The sequence below is a fragment of the Pedobacter cryoconitis genome (assembly GCF_014200605.1).
Classification (GTDB): Bacteria; Bacteroidota; Bacteroidia; order Sphingobacteriales; family Sphingobacteriaceae; genus Pedobacter; species Pedobacter cryoconitis_B.
The window spans coordinates 32,937-50,233 of record NZ_JACHCE010000003.1 but is presented as its reverse complement, the minus strand read 5'-3'; the positions used below and the strand labels follow the sequence as shown (position 1 = coordinate 50,233).

The 17,297-nt window shown below is 40.1% G+C and carries 16 protein-coding genes; 2 read left to right on the top strand and 14 right to left on the bottom strand.

Annotated features, from left to right (window positions below):
• The first annotated feature begins 1 nt into the window (after position 1).
• Positions 2 to 1,060, top strand: a complete 1,059-nt coding sequence (locus HDE68_RS11055) for an ABC transporter permease (protein ID WP_183881848.1) — start codon at positions 2 to 4, stop codon at positions 1,058 to 1,060.
• The gene (locus HDE68_RS11050; RefSeq protein WP_183881846.1) at positions 1,060 to 1,566 is read left to right on the top strand and encodes a shikimate kinase; all 507 of its coding nucleotides are present in this window, start codon (positions 1,060 to 1,062) and stop codon (positions 1,564 to 1,566) included. Before HDE68_RS11055 ends, HDE68_RS11050 begins: the two co-directional genes overlap by 1 nt.
• Here the strand turns inward: HDE68_RS11050 and HDE68_RS11045 are convergent.
• From HDE68_RS11045 to HDE68_RS10980, 14 genes are all read right to left on the bottom strand, one after another.
• A complete protein-coding gene (locus HDE68_RS11045) occupies positions 1,563 to 1,961 on the bottom strand; it encodes an acyl-CoA thioesterase (RefSeq protein WP_183881843.1) in 399 nt (132 codons plus the stop codon). The genes HDE68_RS11050 and HDE68_RS11045 overlap by 4 nt on opposite strands.
• 66 nt (positions 1,962 to 2,027) lie before the next feature.
• Complete coding sequence (locus tag HDE68_RS11040) at positions 2,028 to 2,837, bottom strand: tRNA pseudouridine synthase A (RefSeq protein ID WP_183881841.1); 810 nt, start codon at positions 2,835 to 2,837, stop codon at positions 2,028 to 2,030.
• Between the two features lie 4 nt (positions 2,838 to 2,841).
• A complete protein-coding gene (locus HDE68_RS11035; RefSeq protein ID WP_183881839.1) occupies positions 2,842 to 4,746 on the bottom strand; it encodes a beta-N-acetylhexosaminidase in 1,905 nt (634 codons plus the stop codon).
• Between the two features lie 156 nt (positions 4,747 to 4,902).
• Complete coding sequence (gene dacB, locus HDE68_RS11030; RefSeq protein ID WP_183881837.1) at positions 4,903 to 6,300, bottom strand: D-alanyl-D-alanine carboxypeptidase/D-alanyl-D-alanine-endopeptidase; 1,398 nt, start codon at positions 6,298 to 6,300, stop codon at positions 4,903 to 4,905.
• A 150-nt stretch (positions 6,301 to 6,450) separates the two neighbouring features.
• Entirely contained in the window at positions 6,451 to 7,443 is a 993-nt protein-coding gene (locus HDE68_RS11025; RefSeq protein ID WP_183881835.1) for an aspartate-semialdehyde dehydrogenase, read from the bottom strand.
• A gap of 196 nt (positions 7,444 to 7,639) precedes the next feature.
• On the bottom strand, positions 7,640 to 8,512 hold the full coding sequence (locus HDE68_RS11020; protein WP_183881833.1) for a sugar phosphate isomerase/epimerase family protein: 873 nt from the start codon (positions 8,510 to 8,512) through the stop codon (positions 7,640 to 7,642).
• 10 nt (positions 8,513 to 8,522) lie between these two features.
• Positions 8,523 to 9,407 (bottom strand): hydroxypyruvate isomerase family protein, encoded by an 885-nt coding sequence (locus HDE68_RS11015; RefSeq protein WP_183881831.1) that lies wholly within the window; start codon positions 9,405 to 9,407, stop codon positions 8,523 to 8,525.
• Positions 9,408 to 9,409: 2 nt separating this feature from the next.
• Positions 9,410 to 10,657, bottom strand: coding sequence for a nucleoside permease (locus HDE68_RS11010; RefSeq protein ID WP_183882674.1), 1,248 nt, complete (start codon positions 10,655 to 10,657; stop codon positions 9,410 to 9,412).
• Between the two features lie 65 nt (positions 10,658 to 10,722).
• On the bottom strand, positions 10,723 to 11,415 hold the full coding sequence (locus HDE68_RS11005) for a DUF1080 domain-containing protein (RefSeq protein ID WP_183881829.1): 693 nt from the start codon (positions 11,413 to 11,415) through the stop codon (positions 10,723 to 10,725).
• Positions 11,416 to 11,434: 19 nt separating this feature from the next.
• Positions 11,435 to 12,892 (bottom strand): Gfo/Idh/MocA family protein, encoded by a 1,458-nt coding sequence (locus HDE68_RS11000; protein ID WP_183881827.1) that lies wholly within the window; start codon positions 12,890 to 12,892, stop codon positions 11,435 to 11,437.
• Between the two features lie 45 nt (positions 12,893 to 12,937).
• Positions 12,938 to 13,345 (bottom strand): c-type cytochrome, encoded by a 408-nt coding sequence (locus tag HDE68_RS10995; RefSeq protein WP_183881825.1) that lies wholly within the window; start codon positions 13,343 to 13,345, stop codon positions 12,938 to 12,940.
• 17 nt (positions 13,346 to 13,362) lie between these two features.
• Positions 13,363 to 14,418: a sugar phosphate isomerase/epimerase family protein gene (locus HDE68_RS10990; RefSeq protein ID WP_183881823.1), complete on the bottom strand. Its 1,056-nt coding sequence runs from the start codon at positions 14,416 to 14,418 to the stop codon at positions 13,363 to 13,365.
• A 5-nt stretch (positions 14,419 to 14,423) separates the two neighbouring features.
• A complete protein-coding gene (locus tag HDE68_RS10985; RefSeq protein WP_183881821.1) occupies positions 14,424 to 15,581 on the bottom strand; it encodes a Gfo/Idh/MocA family protein in 1,158 nt (385 codons plus the stop codon).
• Positions 15,581 to 17,281 carry a GMC oxidoreductase gene (locus HDE68_RS10980; RefSeq protein WP_183881819.1) on the bottom strand — a complete coding sequence of 567 codons (1,701 nt, stop codon included), beginning with the start codon at positions 17,279 to 17,281 and terminating at the stop codon, positions 15,581 to 15,583. Before HDE68_RS10980 ends, HDE68_RS10985 begins: the two co-directional genes overlap by 1 nt.
• Between the last annotated feature and the right edge of the window lie 16 nt (positions 17,282 to 17,297).

Genomic DNA, 17,297 nt, shown 5'->3' with positions numbered 1-17,297 from the left:
GATGTGGTTTTATGCGCTCAGGAAATTCTTCTATGGGCTCGTTGTAATGGCGGGTGTGGTAGTCGTTGTATTTGTCCTGTTCAATATCCTTCCGGGAGATCCGGCAAGGATGACCCTGGGACAGCGCGCAGACATACAGTCTTTAGAGGCAGTGCGTAAAGAATTTGGATTAGACCGTTCCAAACCCATGCAGTTTGTACTATTTATCAATGACCTGTCTCCAATAGGCTTTCATGAAAACAGTAAACTGGCTCAGGAAAAATATCATTATATCCGTTTAGTCAGTTTTGGATCTGATATAGTTGCCTTAAAATGGCCATATCTGAGGCGCTCTTATCAAACGAAGCGTGAGGTATCAGTTATCTTATCCGAAACTGTTCCAAATACCTTTATACTAGCCGCTACTGCTATGTTATTTGCTACCCTGTCGGGTATTTTCCTGGGGGTATTATCTGCAATACATAAAAATACCTGGATAGATCAGGCTATAAACGCCTTTGCGATCATGGGGCTCTCCGCACCTTCTTTTTTTGCAGGTATTATTATAGCCTGGTTTTTCGGTTTCGTACTGGGGCCCTATACCGGTTTAAATATGTCCGGGAGTTTGTATACTTACGATCCTTTCAAAGGAGAAGTAATGACACCGAAAAATCTGATATTACCTGTGCTAACCCTTGGACTGCGGCCGCTGGCAATTATTGTGCAGCTCACCAGAACAGCAATGCTTGATATACTGGCGCAGGATTATATTCGTACGGCCCGTGCAAAAGGATTAGGCCGCAGGGCGATCATTTATAAACATGCACTCAAAAATGCTTTAAATCCAGTGATAACAGCTATCTCCGGATGGTTTGCATCTCTGCTGGCAGGTTCTTTTTTTGTAGAATATATTTTTGGTTATAATGGTTTAGGAAGAGCAACGGTAAGAGCCTTAGAAATGTCAGATTTTCCTGTAGTGATGGGATCGATTCTTTTTATTGCACTGATATTCGTTGTAATTAATATTTTTGTGGACGTATTATATGCCCTTGTTGATCCGAGGGTAAAATTAAATAATTAATGAAGATATTTCTGATTGGTTTTATGGGATGCGGCAAAAGTACGCTGGGAAGAAAGTTAGCTACTAAACTTGGGTATGACCTGATTGATCTTGATCACCAGATTGAAAAGAATACAGGTGTTACAGTAGGAGATTATTTTGCAGCTCATGGAGAAGATGCCTTCCGGAAACTGGAAAGTGACACACTTAAAAGTTTTGACTACCCTAAAAACTGTGTCATTGCAACAGGTGGTGGCACGCCCTGTTTCTTTGATAATATAGAGTGGATGAACCAAAATGGGACAACCATTTACATAGAAATGCCGGCTCAGGCTTTAGCTAAACGTCTGGAAAGCGGAATGGCTAAACGTCCGCTGCTGCGTAATCTTACAGCAGAGGGCGTAATTGAATTTATTGAAAATAAATTAGCAGAACGGGAAGTATTCTATCATAAAGCTGCGCTTGTTATGAGTGGGATAAGCCTTACTGCCGATGATATCCGTGTCGAAATTCTGGCCAGGAACTAGTTATCCTCAGCAGCAAACTGTTCTTCTATAAACTTGATCTCTTTCTTGCCGTGAGCAACAGGGTTACCGTACTCATCTACATTCACAAAGACCATTTTATCGATTGTTAAAATACTTTTACGGGTGATCTTGTTGCGCACTTCACAACGCATGGTCAGAGAGGTATTGCCAAATGCAATCGCAGTAATACCCATTTCAATGATATCACCCTGTTTTGCTGAACTCACGAAATTAATCTCTGATATATACTTTGTAACTACCCTTGGATTGCTTAGTTGCACAATTGCATAAATTGCTGCTTCTTCATCTATCCATCTTAATAAACTACCTCCAAATAAGCTTCCGTTAGGATTTAAGTCTTCGGGTTTGATCCATTTTCTGGTGTGGAAATTCATAATAATTGATTTTCCACAAAAATAAGGCTTTCTCAACGCCCGAATCTCACCTTAGCGTAAATAATATCAGAGCGTATGCCAGTTCGTATCTGCATGTTTTTGAAGAACAGCGGAGAAATCGACTCTTGGCGGGAGGTTCAGATAAGGATAAGTTACTTTAGAAAGATATAATCCCTGTGGATGAGCAGGAGTAATTAGTGCAGGGGTTTCCTTACTGATCAGATGACTTTCAAATTCATCCACACTCAATACGCCCTTACCTATTTTAAGCAGCTGCCCCATAATAATACGGATCATCTTCCCTAAAAACCGGTTAGAGGAAATCTGAAATCTCATTTTTTCTTCCTTATCATCCACCATTAAACTGGCAGAACGTACATAACATAAAGTATGTTCGTATTTATCCGGACTGGTACAGAAAGCCCGGTAATCTTTATACTGAGGCAGTAAAGCGACTGCTGCCTTCATTTTATCCCATTGCAGGTCCTGCAACAGGTAATAAGAACTTAAGCCATTTAAAAATGGATCTTTATAAGTATGCAGAAAATAGTCATAAGCACGCTGTACCGCATCAAAGCGGGCATGAGGTAATCCCTCCATCGGGATGATGTCATAAACAGCAATATTCAAAGGTAATAGCTTATTGAGTCTGAAAATCAAATCAAAATCCCATTCCTGTTCTATATCCATATGGAAAAAGAACTGGCTGGCATGAACCTGTGCATCTGTTCTGCCGCAGCCATTAATAAATACCTGTGTTTTAAAAATCTGGCTCAGGGCATTCTCTATGACGCCCTGGATGTTCAATACATTCGCTTGCTTTTGCCAGCCGTTATATTGTAAACCATTGTAACCGATGTGTACGAAATATCTCAACCGCTTATCTTTTTCCTGCTCGTTTATTTAAATCATCAACAGATATAGTTAACAATCTGCCAATAGGCTGTTTACCTCTATAGGTAATCACACGCATTTGACTGGCGTCCTTAGGGATCACCAATTTCTCTGTATATTTTGGGTAAAACCTATCTGGTGTGGAATTGTCAAAACTATAGTAAATGTCCAGTCCGTCAATTTCTGTAGTCAGTTCAACCATCACCTGTCTGTCAGCTGCTCTGCTTGCTTTGACAATAGGATCAAAAACTGCTGGTGAATATTTGGTTTCAGCAATATCCATTCTGTGGAAATGCTGCTCCACCTTACCTGTAAAATTAGTCCAGTTTTTCTTCTCTTTCGGAGACCATACAGCTTCTGCAATGGCATAACCTCTCGGCCAGGTCATATATTCGGCCTGACGGATATTATAGATCTGTTCTGCCCATAAATTACCTTGTCCCCCTTTGATATATTTAGGATCTGCTCCGGCCGGAATAGGGTCAAACTCATAAGCTTTACCTAAACGGATAGAATTGTATACTCTGGATTCAGAAACAGGATCACCCTGCATTAAATCCAGATAATTAGTACCCTGAGGGCTCATCACCACCTCACGTTTAGCACGGGAAGCTTCTATACCATAGTTTGCATTTCTCCAGCTCATTACCGCTGCAGTTACAGGCATATCACCGTTAAGGATTTCATCCCAGCCCATAAATTTCTTACCTTTTGATTCTACTATTTTCTGCACTCTCTTTTCAAAATATCCTTGTACCTGGTGCATATCTTTTAAGCCTTCTTTCAACATTAAAGCTTTAATCGCGTCACTTTTCTGCCAGTAATTTATCGGAGCTTCATCGCCACCCATATGGATATATTCGAAAGGGAATAAAGCAGCTACCTGTGTAATTATAGTATCTAAGAAAGAATAAACTTTTTCATTGGCAGGGCATAATGTATTATCTACCAATGCAATTGGCGGAGCGCCTTTAGACCAGTCCATAATACGCTCTCCAGAACGTACGCGGTAAGTCTCTGCACCCGGTGTACAAGAAAGTTCCGGATAAGAAACAATCGCTGCAAGGCTGTGTCCCGGAACATCAATTTCCGGTAAAATATCTACAAATCTATCTTTAGCATATTTAATCAGCTCTCTGACATCGTCCTGCGTATAGAAACCACCATAAGTACGGGGTTCATCAGCGCCGGGCGTACTGAAAGTACCGAAATCACCAACTTTCTTAACATTCCATGCGCCTACCTCAGTCAGTCTTGGTAAACCTTTAATCTCCAGTCTCCATCCCTCATCATCTGTCAGGTGAAGATGAAGCAGGTTAAATTTATAGCGGACCATGGCATCAATATATTGCTTTACTTCCTGCCTGGTGAAAAAGTGGCGGGCAACATCGAACATTAACCCTCTCCAGGCCACACGTGGATAATCGGTCACTTCAACGCATGGTATTTTCCATTTTACGCCTTCAACCAGTTCTTTCGATTCTATTTCCTTTGGAAAAAGCTGTAAAAGACTTTGAACACCATAAAACAAACCGGCAGTCTGGTTCGCTTTAATGACAATTAAAGCTGGTGTCACCAAAAGCTGATAGCCTTCATTACCCAGTACTGCATCCGGTTTAGGATTAAGTACCAGTCTGATCGTACCTGCCGCTTGTGTATGCGTAAATTCAGCAATAAACTTCCCTGTTGGTACAGACAATTTTTCTTTCAGATAATCCACAACCAGTTTCATTTCTGGTGTGGCCAGCACAACAACTTTCTCTGGTAAAGTAAAAGATCCATTGGTTTTTAACAAGGAAACGGGCTCAGGAATAATTGAAAATTCAGGCGCTCTGCTGGTGAAATTTGCATCACTATCGGTTACAGAAGAATTAAAAGTTGCGGATCCCATTTGTTGACTATATGTGCTTGTGTAAAAAAGAAGGCAGCATATAAAAGGTAAGAATTTATTCATACAATGAAGAGGGGCTTGTGCTTGTGAAATTGGTAAAAGGTTGCAATTTAGCAATTTGTGGATAAATACGGGCTTTCTGTGGAGAATTTATTCCTATTTGAGTGCATCCAGCACCCTAAACAGTTTACTATTAATTCCAGAGCCCGAATAATTGTTAATATTGATCACAATTACGTATTTACTGCCATTTTCTGCGGTATAATAACCAGCAAAAGCAGATACATCGTTAATCGTACCACTTTTTAGTTTCATTCCATTATTTTCTGGCAGGGATTTATAAAAATCAGGGAACCAGTCTTCCTGCTGTACCTGGAAAAGGATATTGGCCATGGCCGAAGTGGTCACTCTTGTCGCCGGAGAAAGTCCGCTTCCGTCGATAATATTCAAAGCATTTTTGTCAAAACCTTTAGCTGTCCAGTATTTAACCTCTGCTGCGGCTCCGTTACTTGCAGTTGGGGCTACGCCCGATTTCCAGGCTATAGTTCTCAACAGATGTTCTGCATACAGGTTAATACTCTTTTTATTCAGCCAGTAAACAATTTCAGGTAAAGCAGGAGAGGTAACTGTGCTTAATTTTTGCTGTACCTGAGGTAAAGGCAATTGAGCTGCTGCCAGCTGACGGGTAGTTACCGGTGGCTCACTAATTTGAATGCCTGCTTTAGCCAAAGTATCCTGCAAACGGAATGCAGCTTCATAAGCCGGATCTGGTAAAGCTGCTGCAATACCTTGCTTTTGTATATCTGTAGCCCATGTACCCCTTATATAAGCCGTAGTAGAAAAAGGGGGAAGATAAACATAAGCATGATCCCCGCTGCCTGCATTACCTGGTTTTAATTCATTCATAATAGTCAGGTAAGGCATCTCCGGTACGGTTTTAATTACTGAAACTGTATTTCCAGGACGTAATTTAATATCAAACTGATTTTCACGCCAGCTCAGTGCAGAGGAACCTGCACCATAATAATTTCCCAGATCCTGCCATAACCATCCGTCAGGCGTAGTTTGCGTACCCCAAAGGCGATCATCACCAACTACTTTACCTTCAATTTTTTTAATTCCTGCAACTTTGATTGCTGCAACCCATTGACTCAGGACAAAACTTTCCTTGCTATGGGCATAACGCCACGATCCTAAAGTAGGGTCACCGCCACCGATAATTACCAGATCTCCCTTTAATGTTCCATCAGCGCTGATACTTCCGCTATAACCAATACTGGTCTGATACTGGAAATCTTTTCCTAATATATAAAATGCCGAAGCAGCAGTAATTGTTTTTAAGGTAGAAGCAGTAGCAAGGCCGATATTCTCATTCCTGGCATAGAGTTGTTTTCCTGTTTTCGCATCTAAAACACAAATGGAAGTAACCGCATATTTTGTCTGCCTGTCTTCTAAAAAGTTATTAAAGGACTGGGTGAGTTTCTGTACAGGGCTCTGTGCAAAAGAAAAACTGTGCGAAAGCACAAACAGGAATACAATTGATTTTTTTAACATCTATGTCGGATAATTCAAGTACAAATAACGGGAAAGCAAAAGATTAATAACAAAAAAATGTGGTGTTATTCTGGCATTTTGCCGGATCAACACCACATTATATATTTTAGGACCTGTTCCGAGAAGTACAGGTCTTTTTAAAGAATCAGTTTAAATCAGCTCTTTTCTTAATAAGAATTCAGCGATCTGAACAGCATTTGTCGCTGCACCTTTACGCAGGTTATCAGCAACAATCCAAAGATTTAAAGTATTAGGCAATGACTCGTCTCTTCTGATACGGCCAACAAAAACCTCATCTTTTTCATGTGCATCTTTTGGCATCGGGTATTTAAGATTAGCAATGTCATCCACTACAATAATACCTTCTGTTTTTTCCAGTACAGACGTTACATCAGCCAGATCAAAATCATTCTCAAACTCGATATTTACAGACTCTGAGTGACCACCCATTACCGGAATCCTTACTGTTGTTGCCGTCACACGAATGTTCTCATCGCCCATAATTTTACGGGTTTCTTTGATCATTTTCATTTCTTCTTTAGTGTATCCGTTCTCTTCGAATACATCAATCTGAGGAATAACGTTTAAATCGATCTGGTGAGGATAAGCCATTGGGCCATCCATAATACCTTTACGTTCGTTCATCATCTGTTCTACCGCTTTAACACCAGTACCAGTCACCGACTGATAAGTAGAAACGACTACACGTTTGATTTTGTATTTATCATGCAATGGTTTTAAAGCCACTACCATTTGTATCGTTGAACAGTTAGGGTTAGCAATGATTTTATCATCAATTGATAATTCATACGCATTAACTTCCGGTACAATCAGTTTTTTAGACGGGTCCATGCGCCATGCAGATGAATTGTCAATTACTGTTGTTCCTGCTTCTGCAAATAAAGGAGCGTATTTCAATGAAGTACTGCCACCCGCAGAGAATAAAGCCACATCAGGTTTCATTGCAATTGCTGTTTCCATGCTAACGACCTTGAACTTCTTACCCTTAAAAGTGATTTCTTTACCAACACTCTTCTCAGATGCAACCGGAATTAATTCGGTTAACGGGAAATTACGCTCTTCTAGTACTTTTAACATAACAGTGCCAACTAAACCAGTAGCACCTACAACTGCAATTTTCATGATTTGATTTTGTTTTTAAATTATTTCTTTAATGATAATACATCATATTCCAAATATGGGAAAAAAAATGCTTTTTCCTTAGAATCCGTTTAAATAGTTCTTAGAAATCTCTCTTTTCTAAGTATTTCACTGTGTTTTAAAAAATCCGGTCAAAAAAAAAGCGGGCTTATTTAAGCCCGCTTTTCAAATATGATTTTTACAAGAGCGCTTTTTTAACATAGTTTGCACTTTGCTTGATACTCACATAAGGATCAATGCTGAAATTTTCCTGCTCTACAATCAGGTGTTTCAATCCAGCTAGTTTAGCGTCTTTACAAATAGCTTTGAAGTCAATTTTTCCAGTTCCCACTTCTGTGTTAATTGTATTGTCAACTTTATCCATATCCTTCACATGCCACATTGGGAAACGTCCGGGATGGTCTGTAAATAATTTAATCGGATCATTACCCGATCTCACTACCCAGTATAAATCCATTTCAAACTTAACTGATTCCGGATCTGTTTCTTTAAGTAAGATATCATAACCCGTATGTTCGCCATATTTTACAAATTCAAAATTATGGTTATGGTAGCCAAGGCCTAAACCACTCGCTTTACAGATTGCAGAAGCTTCGTTTAATCTTGCTGCAACTTTTTTCCAGTCATCTTCTGTCCTGCGTAAATTATCTCCTAAATAAGGAACTACAATATAGCTGCTGCCAATTGTATTTGCTGCCTCAATATAACTTTTAAGTTCATCCGGATTACCCGTTCCAATGAAATGATCCATTCCATAGTGTCCGCTTGGTGCAGTCAGGCCATTATCAGAGAGTAAAGTTTTAAAAGCCTTAGGGTCTAAGCCCCAGTACTTATCTTTTAATGAATAACCATAAGTTTCTACTTCTTTATAGCCAGCTTTTGCAACTTTAGCAATCGTACCTTTTACATCAGTTGGCAACTGTGCCCTTAATGAATATAGTTGTAAGCCGACCACTTTAGCCGGGGCAGCAGCAAAAGTAAGTGAAGGCAATACTACGGCACCTGCTGCAGCTAAACCCGCTTGTTTGAGGAAATCTCTTCTTGAGTTCATAATTAAATCTTTATAAGTCACAAATTTTAATCGCGTTTCTTAAGGACTGAAGTTTATCCTTCTGTTTAGGAATAAATTCCTGTGCGATGTATCCTTTAAAACCTGTTGCCAGGATAGCTTTGATGATTGCAGGATAAAAAAGCTCCTGCGTGTCATCTATTTCATTCCTGCCGGGTACACCAGCAGTATGGTAATGTGCAATATACGGATGATAAGTCCTGATATTATGAATAACGTCTCCTTCATCAATCTGCATATGATAAATATCATATAACAGCTTAAAGTTTTCGGAACCTAATCTTTTAGCTAATTCTGCGCCCCAGGCTGTATGGTCACACTGGTAATCTTTATGGTCAACCTTACTATTCAGCAGTTCCATAACCAGTACGACATTGTGTTGCTCGGCAAGGCCTATAACCTGTTTTAATCCTGCTACACAATTATTCCATCCTTCCTCATCCGTTTTTCCTCTGCGGCTTCCGCTAAAGCAAATCAGGTTTTTATACCCGGCTTCAGCCACCAGGGGAATCATCTTTTTATAATTCTCTATCAGCTGCGGATGAAAAGCAGGATCGTTCCAGCCATCTGTCAGATTAATCTCTGCACCATTACACATCGATGAATACAGACCATGTTTTTTCAACACAGGCCAGTCAGCAGGGCCTGCAAGGTCCATCGCTTTCAAACCCATTCCTTTTACTGCAATACAAAGTTCATCTAAAGGGACATCGCTAAAACACCAGCGGCAAACCGAATGGTTCACATTACCTTTTAACGGAGCATTTTGTGTTTCCATTTCTGTAGCATACGAAGGAATAGCAGAAGAAAGGCCCAGAATTGCTGTACCCGTAATCATTGTTTTCAATGCATTTCTGCGGCTCTGCTCAGTTCCCATAATTAAACCTCATTAAATTGAGTGTCAATAACTCTCTTGCGCTTTTCATTAAAGAAAAGAGTGAAAAGCAAGAATACAACCAGGGCAATTCCGGCAGGGATAATCCAGACCATTTTCCAGTCTACGCCGCCATCAGCTAATTTATAGCTATCAGTAATCATACCAGCAACTTTAAAACCGATCAGCATACCTACGCCATAAGTAGCCAGGGTGATCAGGCCCTGAGCTGCACTTTTATATTTTTCTCCAGCTCTTGAATTGGTATAAATCTGTCCTGATACAAAGAAAAAGTCATAACATACCCCGTGTAATGCGATACCAATAATCAGCATAAAGCTTAATTCACCAGCATTACCATAAGCGAACAAGGCATAACGAACTGCCCATGCAATCATACCCACAAGGATTGTAGCTTTAAATCCGAATCTTTTAAAGAATACCGGGATCATCAATAAGAATAAGGCTTCAGAAACTTGTCCGATTGCCATTTTCCCGGTAGGCTCCTCTACACCAATATTGGATAAGAAAAGATTTGCATTCTGATAATAGAAGGCAAGCGGGATACAGATTAAGATAGCAGATACAAAAAAGATAGCAAAGTTTTTATCCTTTAATAACTTCAAAGCATCTAAACCCAGAATATCTGAAATCGCAATTTTTTCTCCTTTAGCCACTTTTGGTGGTGTTTTAGGCAGTGCAAAACTGAAAAGGCCTAAAATAAGAGAAGCTATTCCAGCCATTGCGAAAGTGTTTTTTAACATTCCCGAATCCATATTAGCTTTTGAATCCCAAAGGAACAGGTAACTGATACATAGTCCGGCAACGATCCATCCTATAGTACCCCAGAACCTGATATTTGAAAACTCTTTTTCCGCATCTTTCATCTGATTAAAAGACACAGAGTTCACTAAGGCCAGCGTTGGCATAAACAGGATCATATATCCTAAAACATAGGGATAAAATACATTGACATCTGTAGCCGTGTACATCTGATACATTAATACAGCTCCGATAATATGCAGCACGCCGAGAATCTTCTCCGCATTAAAAAACCTGTCGGCAATTAGTCCGATAATAAAAGGGGCGATAATCGCTCCCCATGACTGCGTAGAAAATACTGCAGCTGAGTCAGCACCTGTAGCATGCAGGTTTTTCTCTAAGAAAGTACCCAGAGTAACAAACCATGAGCCCCAGATAAAGAACTCCAGGAACATCATTGCTGATAATTTAATACGGGTATTGATATTCATCATATAGTTTAAAGATTTTTTTATGAATGATAAGGGTGTGTTTAATTAGTTAAAACTAAACAATTTTAAAGTTCTTTGATCATAATATTACGGAACCAAACTTCATCCCCATGATCCTGTAATGCTATTTTCCCTTTTGTAAAAGTTCCAAAACCATCCCATTTGGCAAATTTGCTGCCTGCAATCAAAGCTTTCCAGTTATCATCAAATTGTGTAGTTGAAACTGTTTTTATACCATTCAATATAAATTCCAATTTACCTTTATTACTAATGATTTCGGCGGTATTCCATTGTCCAACCGGTTTTACAGGTTCTGAACTGCTTTTCACTAAATCATATAAATCACCTGCACGGTGTTTGATAATTTTTCCATCAGGATGTCCATCATTATCAATCACCTGCATTTCCGGACCAGTACTATAAGTCTGATGATATTTCTCAGGGTTCTCATTGATATGGAATAAAATTCCGCTATTAGACTTAGGAGCTACTTTCCATTCGATGATCAAATGGAAATTTGCATATTCCTTGTCTGTCACTAAATCACCTTCATCATTTTGTTTAGCTTTAGGGTCAAGATGGATTGCACCGTTTTCAACTTTCCAGCCTTTTCCTACAGAAGTCTTTCCATAGCTATGCCATCCTTTAGTTGTTTTTCCATCAAATAAAGAAGTGAATCCCTTTTTTGAAGTTTGAGCTTTTGAGTTAAAGCCAATCATTGTAAATATCAGTATCGCAGAAATAGCGTAAGTCTTCATAGTTGTTTTTTTAATAAAATTAAGCACCCAGTGTCCAGCCTTTGCGGTATTCCCGTTTCACATACTGGTTCACATCGTCAAAATTGGTCACTTTCATATTGTCATTATCCCATAACAGTTTAATGTTTCTGCCAGGATAAGTTATTTTTCCATTGTCATTTTTACGTTGTACGTCATTTGCCCTGATTGCAAGATTAGCCATGAGTAAAGCTTCAGTAAGCGGACCGGCAATTTCAAAAGGAGAACTGAGTTCTTTTTTGCCATGACCGGCGATACAAGCCTCAACCCATTGCGCATAATGACCGTCAGCACCATTCGGTACACGTGCAAATCTTTCTGGAACTTTAATGTCTTTATTGCGGCTTAATGGTAAAAGACGAGGGTTTGCACTATAAGTTTCGCTCATCATTTTTCCTTTTGTTCCGATAAATAACGTTCCGTTGCCACCATCACCAAATACTTCATTGGCTTCCAGTTCTTCGGGACGGGTAGGCTGGATACCACCATCCATCCAGTGTACCGTAACATCTCCCTGTGTTTTAGCAGTTTTAGGGAATTTTAAAGTCACATGACTTGAAGGAGGGCAGCTGTCCGGGAAATAACAACGTTTAAATTCGTCCACATAAACAGAACCAACACTAGCCTCTACCTCTGATGCATATTTTAAACCAAGTACACTAAAAGGGGCTTCCAGTAAATGGCAGCCCATATCTCCTAAAGCACCGGTTCCATAATCCCACCAGCCTCTCCAGTTAAAAGGAACAAGTTTTTCAACATAGTCTTTAAAAGGGGCACTGTTCAGCCATAAATCCCAATCCAGATTTTTAGGTACTTCTGCTTTATTTGCAGACCATGGAATACCTTGCGGCCATACCGGACGGTCTGTCCATGCATAAACAGTATGCACATCTCCAATCAGACCAGCATCGTACCATTCTTTCATTTGGCGGGGCCCATCATTTGATGCTCCCTGATTACCCATTTGAGTAACAACTTTATATTTTTTTGCAGCCTCAGTTAACTTTCTGGCTTCATAAATGTCATGCGTCAGTGGTTTCTGAACATAAACATGTTTACCCAATTGCATCGCAGCAAGGGCAATCATCGCATGACTATGATCTGGTGTGGAAACACTAACTGCATCAAAGTTTTTATGCTCTTTATCGAGCAATTCACGCCAGTCTTTATAAAATTTAGCTTTAGGAAAGTTTTTAACCGACCCTGCAGCTCTGTTTGTATCTACATCACAAAGAAAACCAATATTTGCTTTCCCGCTTTTGGCGAAATTAGCAATATCAGAAGATCCTTTTCCACCGGCACCAATACCCGCCACAATCAATCTATCACTAGGTGCTAAAAAGCCATTTCCGCCTAATACATGACGGGGTACAATCATAAATGAAGCTGCAGCAATTGCAGTTGTCTTAAGAAATGAGCGTCTGTTGGACGCATCTATTTCCTTATTCGTTTTATCCATGCTTATTAATATTTGGTTAGATAGGGATGTTTGGTGTTCAGGAACTTATTTTTTAAGTGACAAGATCCAGGTCACCATTTGTTTTGCATCGTCTTTACTTAAATTAGGGTGAGGGGTCATTGGCAGGTCGCCCCATGTTCCTTTACTTCCTTTAATAACTACATCCGACAGTTTGTCGATATTTTCTTCACTTGAAGGGTATTTAGCAGCAATATCTACATATGCCGGGCCGATTACCTTTTGAGTCTTATTGTGGCAACCGACACAATCAGCTTTAGCTACCAGTTTTTCACCAGGCAGCATTTCTGTTGGAGCTGCTTTTGCCGAAGCTTCAGTATCTGAAGACGCAGATGTAGATGCAGATGTCGTTGATGATTCGCTCGATGATCCTGGATTTCCGCAAGAAGCAATTGCTAAACTAACGCATCCTAAAATTAACAGTGTTTTTTTCATTGTGTGTGTTTTACTATTTACTTTATACCTAAAATTTGTTTGTTGAATTCCTGATCTGCACCTGTAGCAGCAAAATCATCAAATGCTCTTGTGGTAACCGGAATAATGTGATTTTTAATAAATTCAACACCTTCTCTGGCACCAGTTTCAGAATCTTTGATACAGCATTCCCATTCCATTACCGCCCAGCCTTTAAAATCATACTGTGCAAGTTTGCTGAATATAGTTTTGAAATCAACCTGTCCGTCTCCAGGAGAACGGTAACGGCCGGCACGGTTTGCCCAGCTCTGATAGCCGCCAAAAGTACCTTGTCTGCCTGTTGGATTGAATTCTGCATCCTTCACATGGAAAGCTTTAATTCTTTCATGATAAAGATCAATATAATGGATATAGTCCAGTTGCTGTAATACAAAGTGTGACGGATCATATAATAGACATGCTCTTGGATGGAAATTCACCTGTTCCAAAAACATCTCATAAGTGATCCCGTCAAATAAATCTTCACCGGGGTGTATCTCATAGCAAACATCTACACCACAGGTATCAAACTCATTTAATATAGGTAACCAGCGGCGGGCAAGTTCTTTAAAACCTTCCTCTACCAATCCTTCTGGTCTTTGCGGCCATGGATGGAACATATGCCATAATAGTGAACCACTAAAAGTAGCATGTGCATTCAGTCCAAGATTTTGAGAAGCTTTAGCAGCATATTTCAGCTGTTGTACTGCCCATTCTGTTCTGGCTGCCGGATTATTCTGATAAGCAGCCGGAGCAAAACCGTCAAACACCTTATCATAGGCAGGGTTGACAGCTACTAACTGTCCCTGAATATGTGTAGAAAGTTCTGTGATTTCCAGTCCATAAGAGTTTATCTTTCCTTTCAGCTCGTCAGCATAAGTTTTGCTTTCTGCTGCTTTCTGCAAGTCAATAAACCTGTTATCCAGGGTTGGCATTTGTATACCTTTAAACCCTAAATCTGCTGCCCATTTACAAATTCCGTCCAAAGAATTAAACGGGGCTTCATCTCCAATAAACTGGGCTAAAAAAACTGCTGGTCCTTTAATTGTTGTCATTGTTTTTATATTTTAAAATCAAACCATTTCTGATCTGACAGCCCTGAGGCTACTACATTTTCTATAAAAGCCATTCCACGTACACCTTCTTCTACACCAGGGAAATCTAACATCTCCGGGGTAGGGGTTTTACCGTCCAGCTTCGATCTTAAAGTTAATGCGAAATTTCTATAAATGTTAGCAAAAGCTTCCAGATAACCTTCCGGATGTCCGGCTGGTGTTCTGGCATTAAATTGTGCAGACGGTGTTAAATAACCTTGTCCTGCACGATAAAGCTGAGTTGGTGCTTCCAGCCATTTTACTTTCAGCGTATTTGGTTCTTCCTGGTGCCATTCAAGGCTGCCTTTTTCACCATATACCTTAATTTTTAATGCATTTTCTTCTCCTGCAGCAATTTGCGAAGCAACTAAAACACCATTTGCCCCATTATTGAACTTAAGCAATACATTACCATCATCATCCAGTGGACGGCCATCTACCACTATATTCAGGTCTGCACAGATTTTTGTAATCTCCAGACCTGATATATATTCGGCAAGCTGTGCAGCATGTGTTCCAATGTCACCCATACAACCGCTGATACCACTTTTTGAAGGATCGGTTCTCCAGGCAGACTGTTTGTTTCCATCACGCTCCGAAGGTAAACTTAACCAGCCCTGTGGATATTCCACCAGGACTTTTCTGATCTTTCCAAAAGCACCATCTTTCACCATTTGACGTGCCTGTTTAACTAGTGGATAACCGGAATAGGTATAGGTAAGACATAAAGTCAACCCTGTTTCCAATACTTTATCCCTGAGTTGTTTAGCTTCATCCAGCGTCAGGCTGATTGGTTTGTCAATCACTACATGAAAGCCATTTTCGAGCGCCATCATCGCAGGTGCGAAATGTGCAAAATTAGGCGTAACAATAGTCACAAAATGCATTCTTATTTCTGCAGGCAGGAGACTCTCTTTTTCGATCATCTCCTGATAAGTCCCGTAATTTCTGTCTTCTGCCAGGAACAATAATTCACCTGATTCTTTAGCGGTTTCAGGATTGGAGCTCAGGGCTCCGCAAACCAGTTCTATCTGACCATCTATATTGGCTGCGATACGGTGGACGGCGCCTATAAAAGCATTTTTACCGCCACCGATCATACCCATTCTTATTTTACTATTCATTAAAGATTACCTTTTTTTAATTCACTTACTGCAAAGTCAGCTGCTCTTGCTGTCAAAGCCATAAAAGTCAGCGAAGGATTTTGACATGCGATAGAAGGCATGCAAGAACCATCCGTTACAAATACGTTTTTCACTTCGTGCATTTGGTTCCATTTATTCAATACCGAAGTTTTAGGATCATTTCCCATACGGGCCGTTCCCTGCTCATGGATAGCCATACCTGGTGTTGAGCCGGCATCATAAGTCTGTACATTTTTGATTCCTGCTGCTTCAAGCATTTCTGCTGCATCATTCATCATGTCAATACGCATTTTCTCTTCGTTACCTTTAAATTCACAGTCGATTGCCAATACCGGCATTCCCCATTTATCTTTTTTAGTTTTATCAATATAAACTCTGTTTTCATGGTAAGGAAGAGCTTCACCGAAACCGCCTAATCCCATTTTCCATGCGCCTGGCTGAGTCATCAGATCTTTAAAGTCGCCGCCAAAAGCAAGTTCAGCTACATCTTTATGCCATCCTGTACGGCTTGCACCACCCTGATAACCAAATCCGCGTAAGTAATTACGTTTGTCACCATTCATGTTCTGGTATCTCGGAACATAAATACCATTAGCTCTGCGGCCGTAAGTATATTTATCGTCAAAACCTTCTGCATCTCCCGAAGCACCGCAACGGAAATGGTGATCCATTAAATTGTGTCCCAGCTCACCGCTTCCATTACCTAAACCATTAGGATGTTCAGCAGAAGTAGAATTCAATAATAAGAATGTACTACCTAAAGTAGAGCCGTTTACAAAAACAATTTTTGCAAAGTATTCTATATTTTCTTTGGTTTCCGAATCAATGATAACTACACCTGTTGCTTTTTGTGTTTCTTTGTCATAGACGATATGATCCACCAGTGAGAAAGGGCGTAAAGTAAGATTTCCCGTAGCTACAGCAGCTGGAAGGGTAGAAGATTGTGTGCTGAAATATGCACCAAAAGGACATCCTCTGCTACATCTGTCACGATATTGACAACTGCCTCTTCCTCCATGGGGAACAGTCAGATTGGCTGTACGGCCAATAGTCATGATACGTGATTTATTCCATTTCTCTTCAATACGTTTTTTAACGTCTTTCTCTACACAGTTCATTTCCATTGGTGGCAGGAAATGTCCATCAGGTAAAGCCGGCCAGTTTTCTACCTGACCACTAATTCCTGCAAATTTTTCCACATGGTCATACCATGGGCTTAAGTCTTTATATCTGATAGGCCAGTCAGTACCATGGCCGTCTTTTTTGTTGTCTTCAAAGTTCAGGTCACTGAAACGGTAACTTTGTCTGCCCCACATCAGTGATTTTCCACCTACATGGAAGCCACGGTACCAGTCAAAACGTTTTACCTCTGTATACGGACATTCGTGATCATTTACCCAAAAGCTTTCATTAAACTCCTGATAAGGGTAATCACGTTTTTGTACCGGATGTGCTTCTTTTTGTACTTCAGTTAATTTACCACGGTGTTCAAACTCCCATGGTTTTTTCATTGCAGTAGTATAGTCTTTAATATGTTCAATATTTCTGCCACGTTCAAGAAGCAGAACTTTAAGCCCTTTTTCAGTCAGTTCTTTTGCTGCCCATCCTCCACTGATTCCTGATCCGACTACTATAGCATCGTATGTATTTTGTGCGGTTGCTTTTGTGTTTAAATTCATGTGTGTTGTAAATAGA

Excerpts from the sequence above, each read along its gene's own strand:
- HDE68_RS11005 (WP_183881829.1), bottom strand. The coding sequence starts at position 11,415 with ATGAAGACTTACGCTATTTCTGCGATACTGATATTTACAATGATTGGC.
- HDE68_RS11010 (WP_183882674.1), bottom strand. The coding sequence starts at position 10,657 with ATGAATATCAATACCCGTATTAAATTATCAGCAATGATGTTCCTGGAG.
- HDE68_RS11020 (WP_183881833.1), bottom strand. The coding sequence starts at position 8,512 with ATGAACTCAAGAAGAGATTTCCTCAAACAAGCGGGTTTAGCTGCAGCA.
- HDE68_RS10980 (WP_183881819.1), bottom strand. The coding sequence starts at position 17,281 with ATGAATTTAAACACAAAAGCAACCGCACAAAATACATACGATGCTATA.
- HDE68_RS11015 (WP_183881831.1), bottom strand. The coding sequence starts at position 9,407 with ATGGGAACTGAGCAGAGCCGCAGAAATGCATTGAAAACAATGATTACG.
- dacB (WP_183881837.1), bottom strand. The coding sequence starts at position 6,300 with ATGTTAAAAAAATCAATTGTATTCCTGTTTGTGCTTTCGCACAGTTTT.
- HDE68_RS11035 (WP_183881839.1), bottom strand. The coding sequence starts at position 4,746 with ATGGGATCCGCAACTTTTAATTCTTCTGTAACCGATAGTGATGCAAAT.
- HDE68_RS11055 (WP_183881848.1), top strand. The coding sequence starts at position 2 with ATGTGGTTTTATGCGCTCAGGAAATTCTTCTATGGGCTCGTTGTAATG.
- HDE68_RS11045 (WP_183881843.1), bottom strand. The coding sequence starts at position 1,961 with ATGAATTTCCACACCAGAAAATGGATCAAACCCGAAGACTTAAATCCT.
- HDE68_RS11050 (WP_183881846.1), top strand. The coding sequence starts at position 1,060 with ATGAAGATATTTCTGATTGGTTTTATGGGATGCGGCAAAAGTACGCTG.
- HDE68_RS11025 (WP_183881835.1), bottom strand. The coding sequence starts at position 7,443 with ATGAAAATTGCAGTTGTAGGTGCTACTGGTTTAGTTGGCACTGTTATG.
- HDE68_RS10995 (WP_183881825.1), bottom strand. The coding sequence starts at position 13,345 with ATGAAAAAAACACTGTTAATTTTAGGATGCGTTAGTTTAGCAATTGCT.
- HDE68_RS10990 (WP_183881823.1), bottom strand. The coding sequence starts at position 14,418 with ATGACAACAATTAAAGGACCAGCAGTTTTTTTAGCCCAGTTTATTGGA.
- HDE68_RS10985 (WP_183881821.1), bottom strand. The coding sequence starts at position 15,581 with ATGAATAGTAAAATAAGAATGGGTATGATCGGTGGCGGTAAAAATGCT.
- HDE68_RS11000 (WP_183881827.1), bottom strand. The coding sequence starts at position 12,892 with ATGGATAAAACGAATAAGGAAATAGATGCGTCCAACAGACGCTCATTT.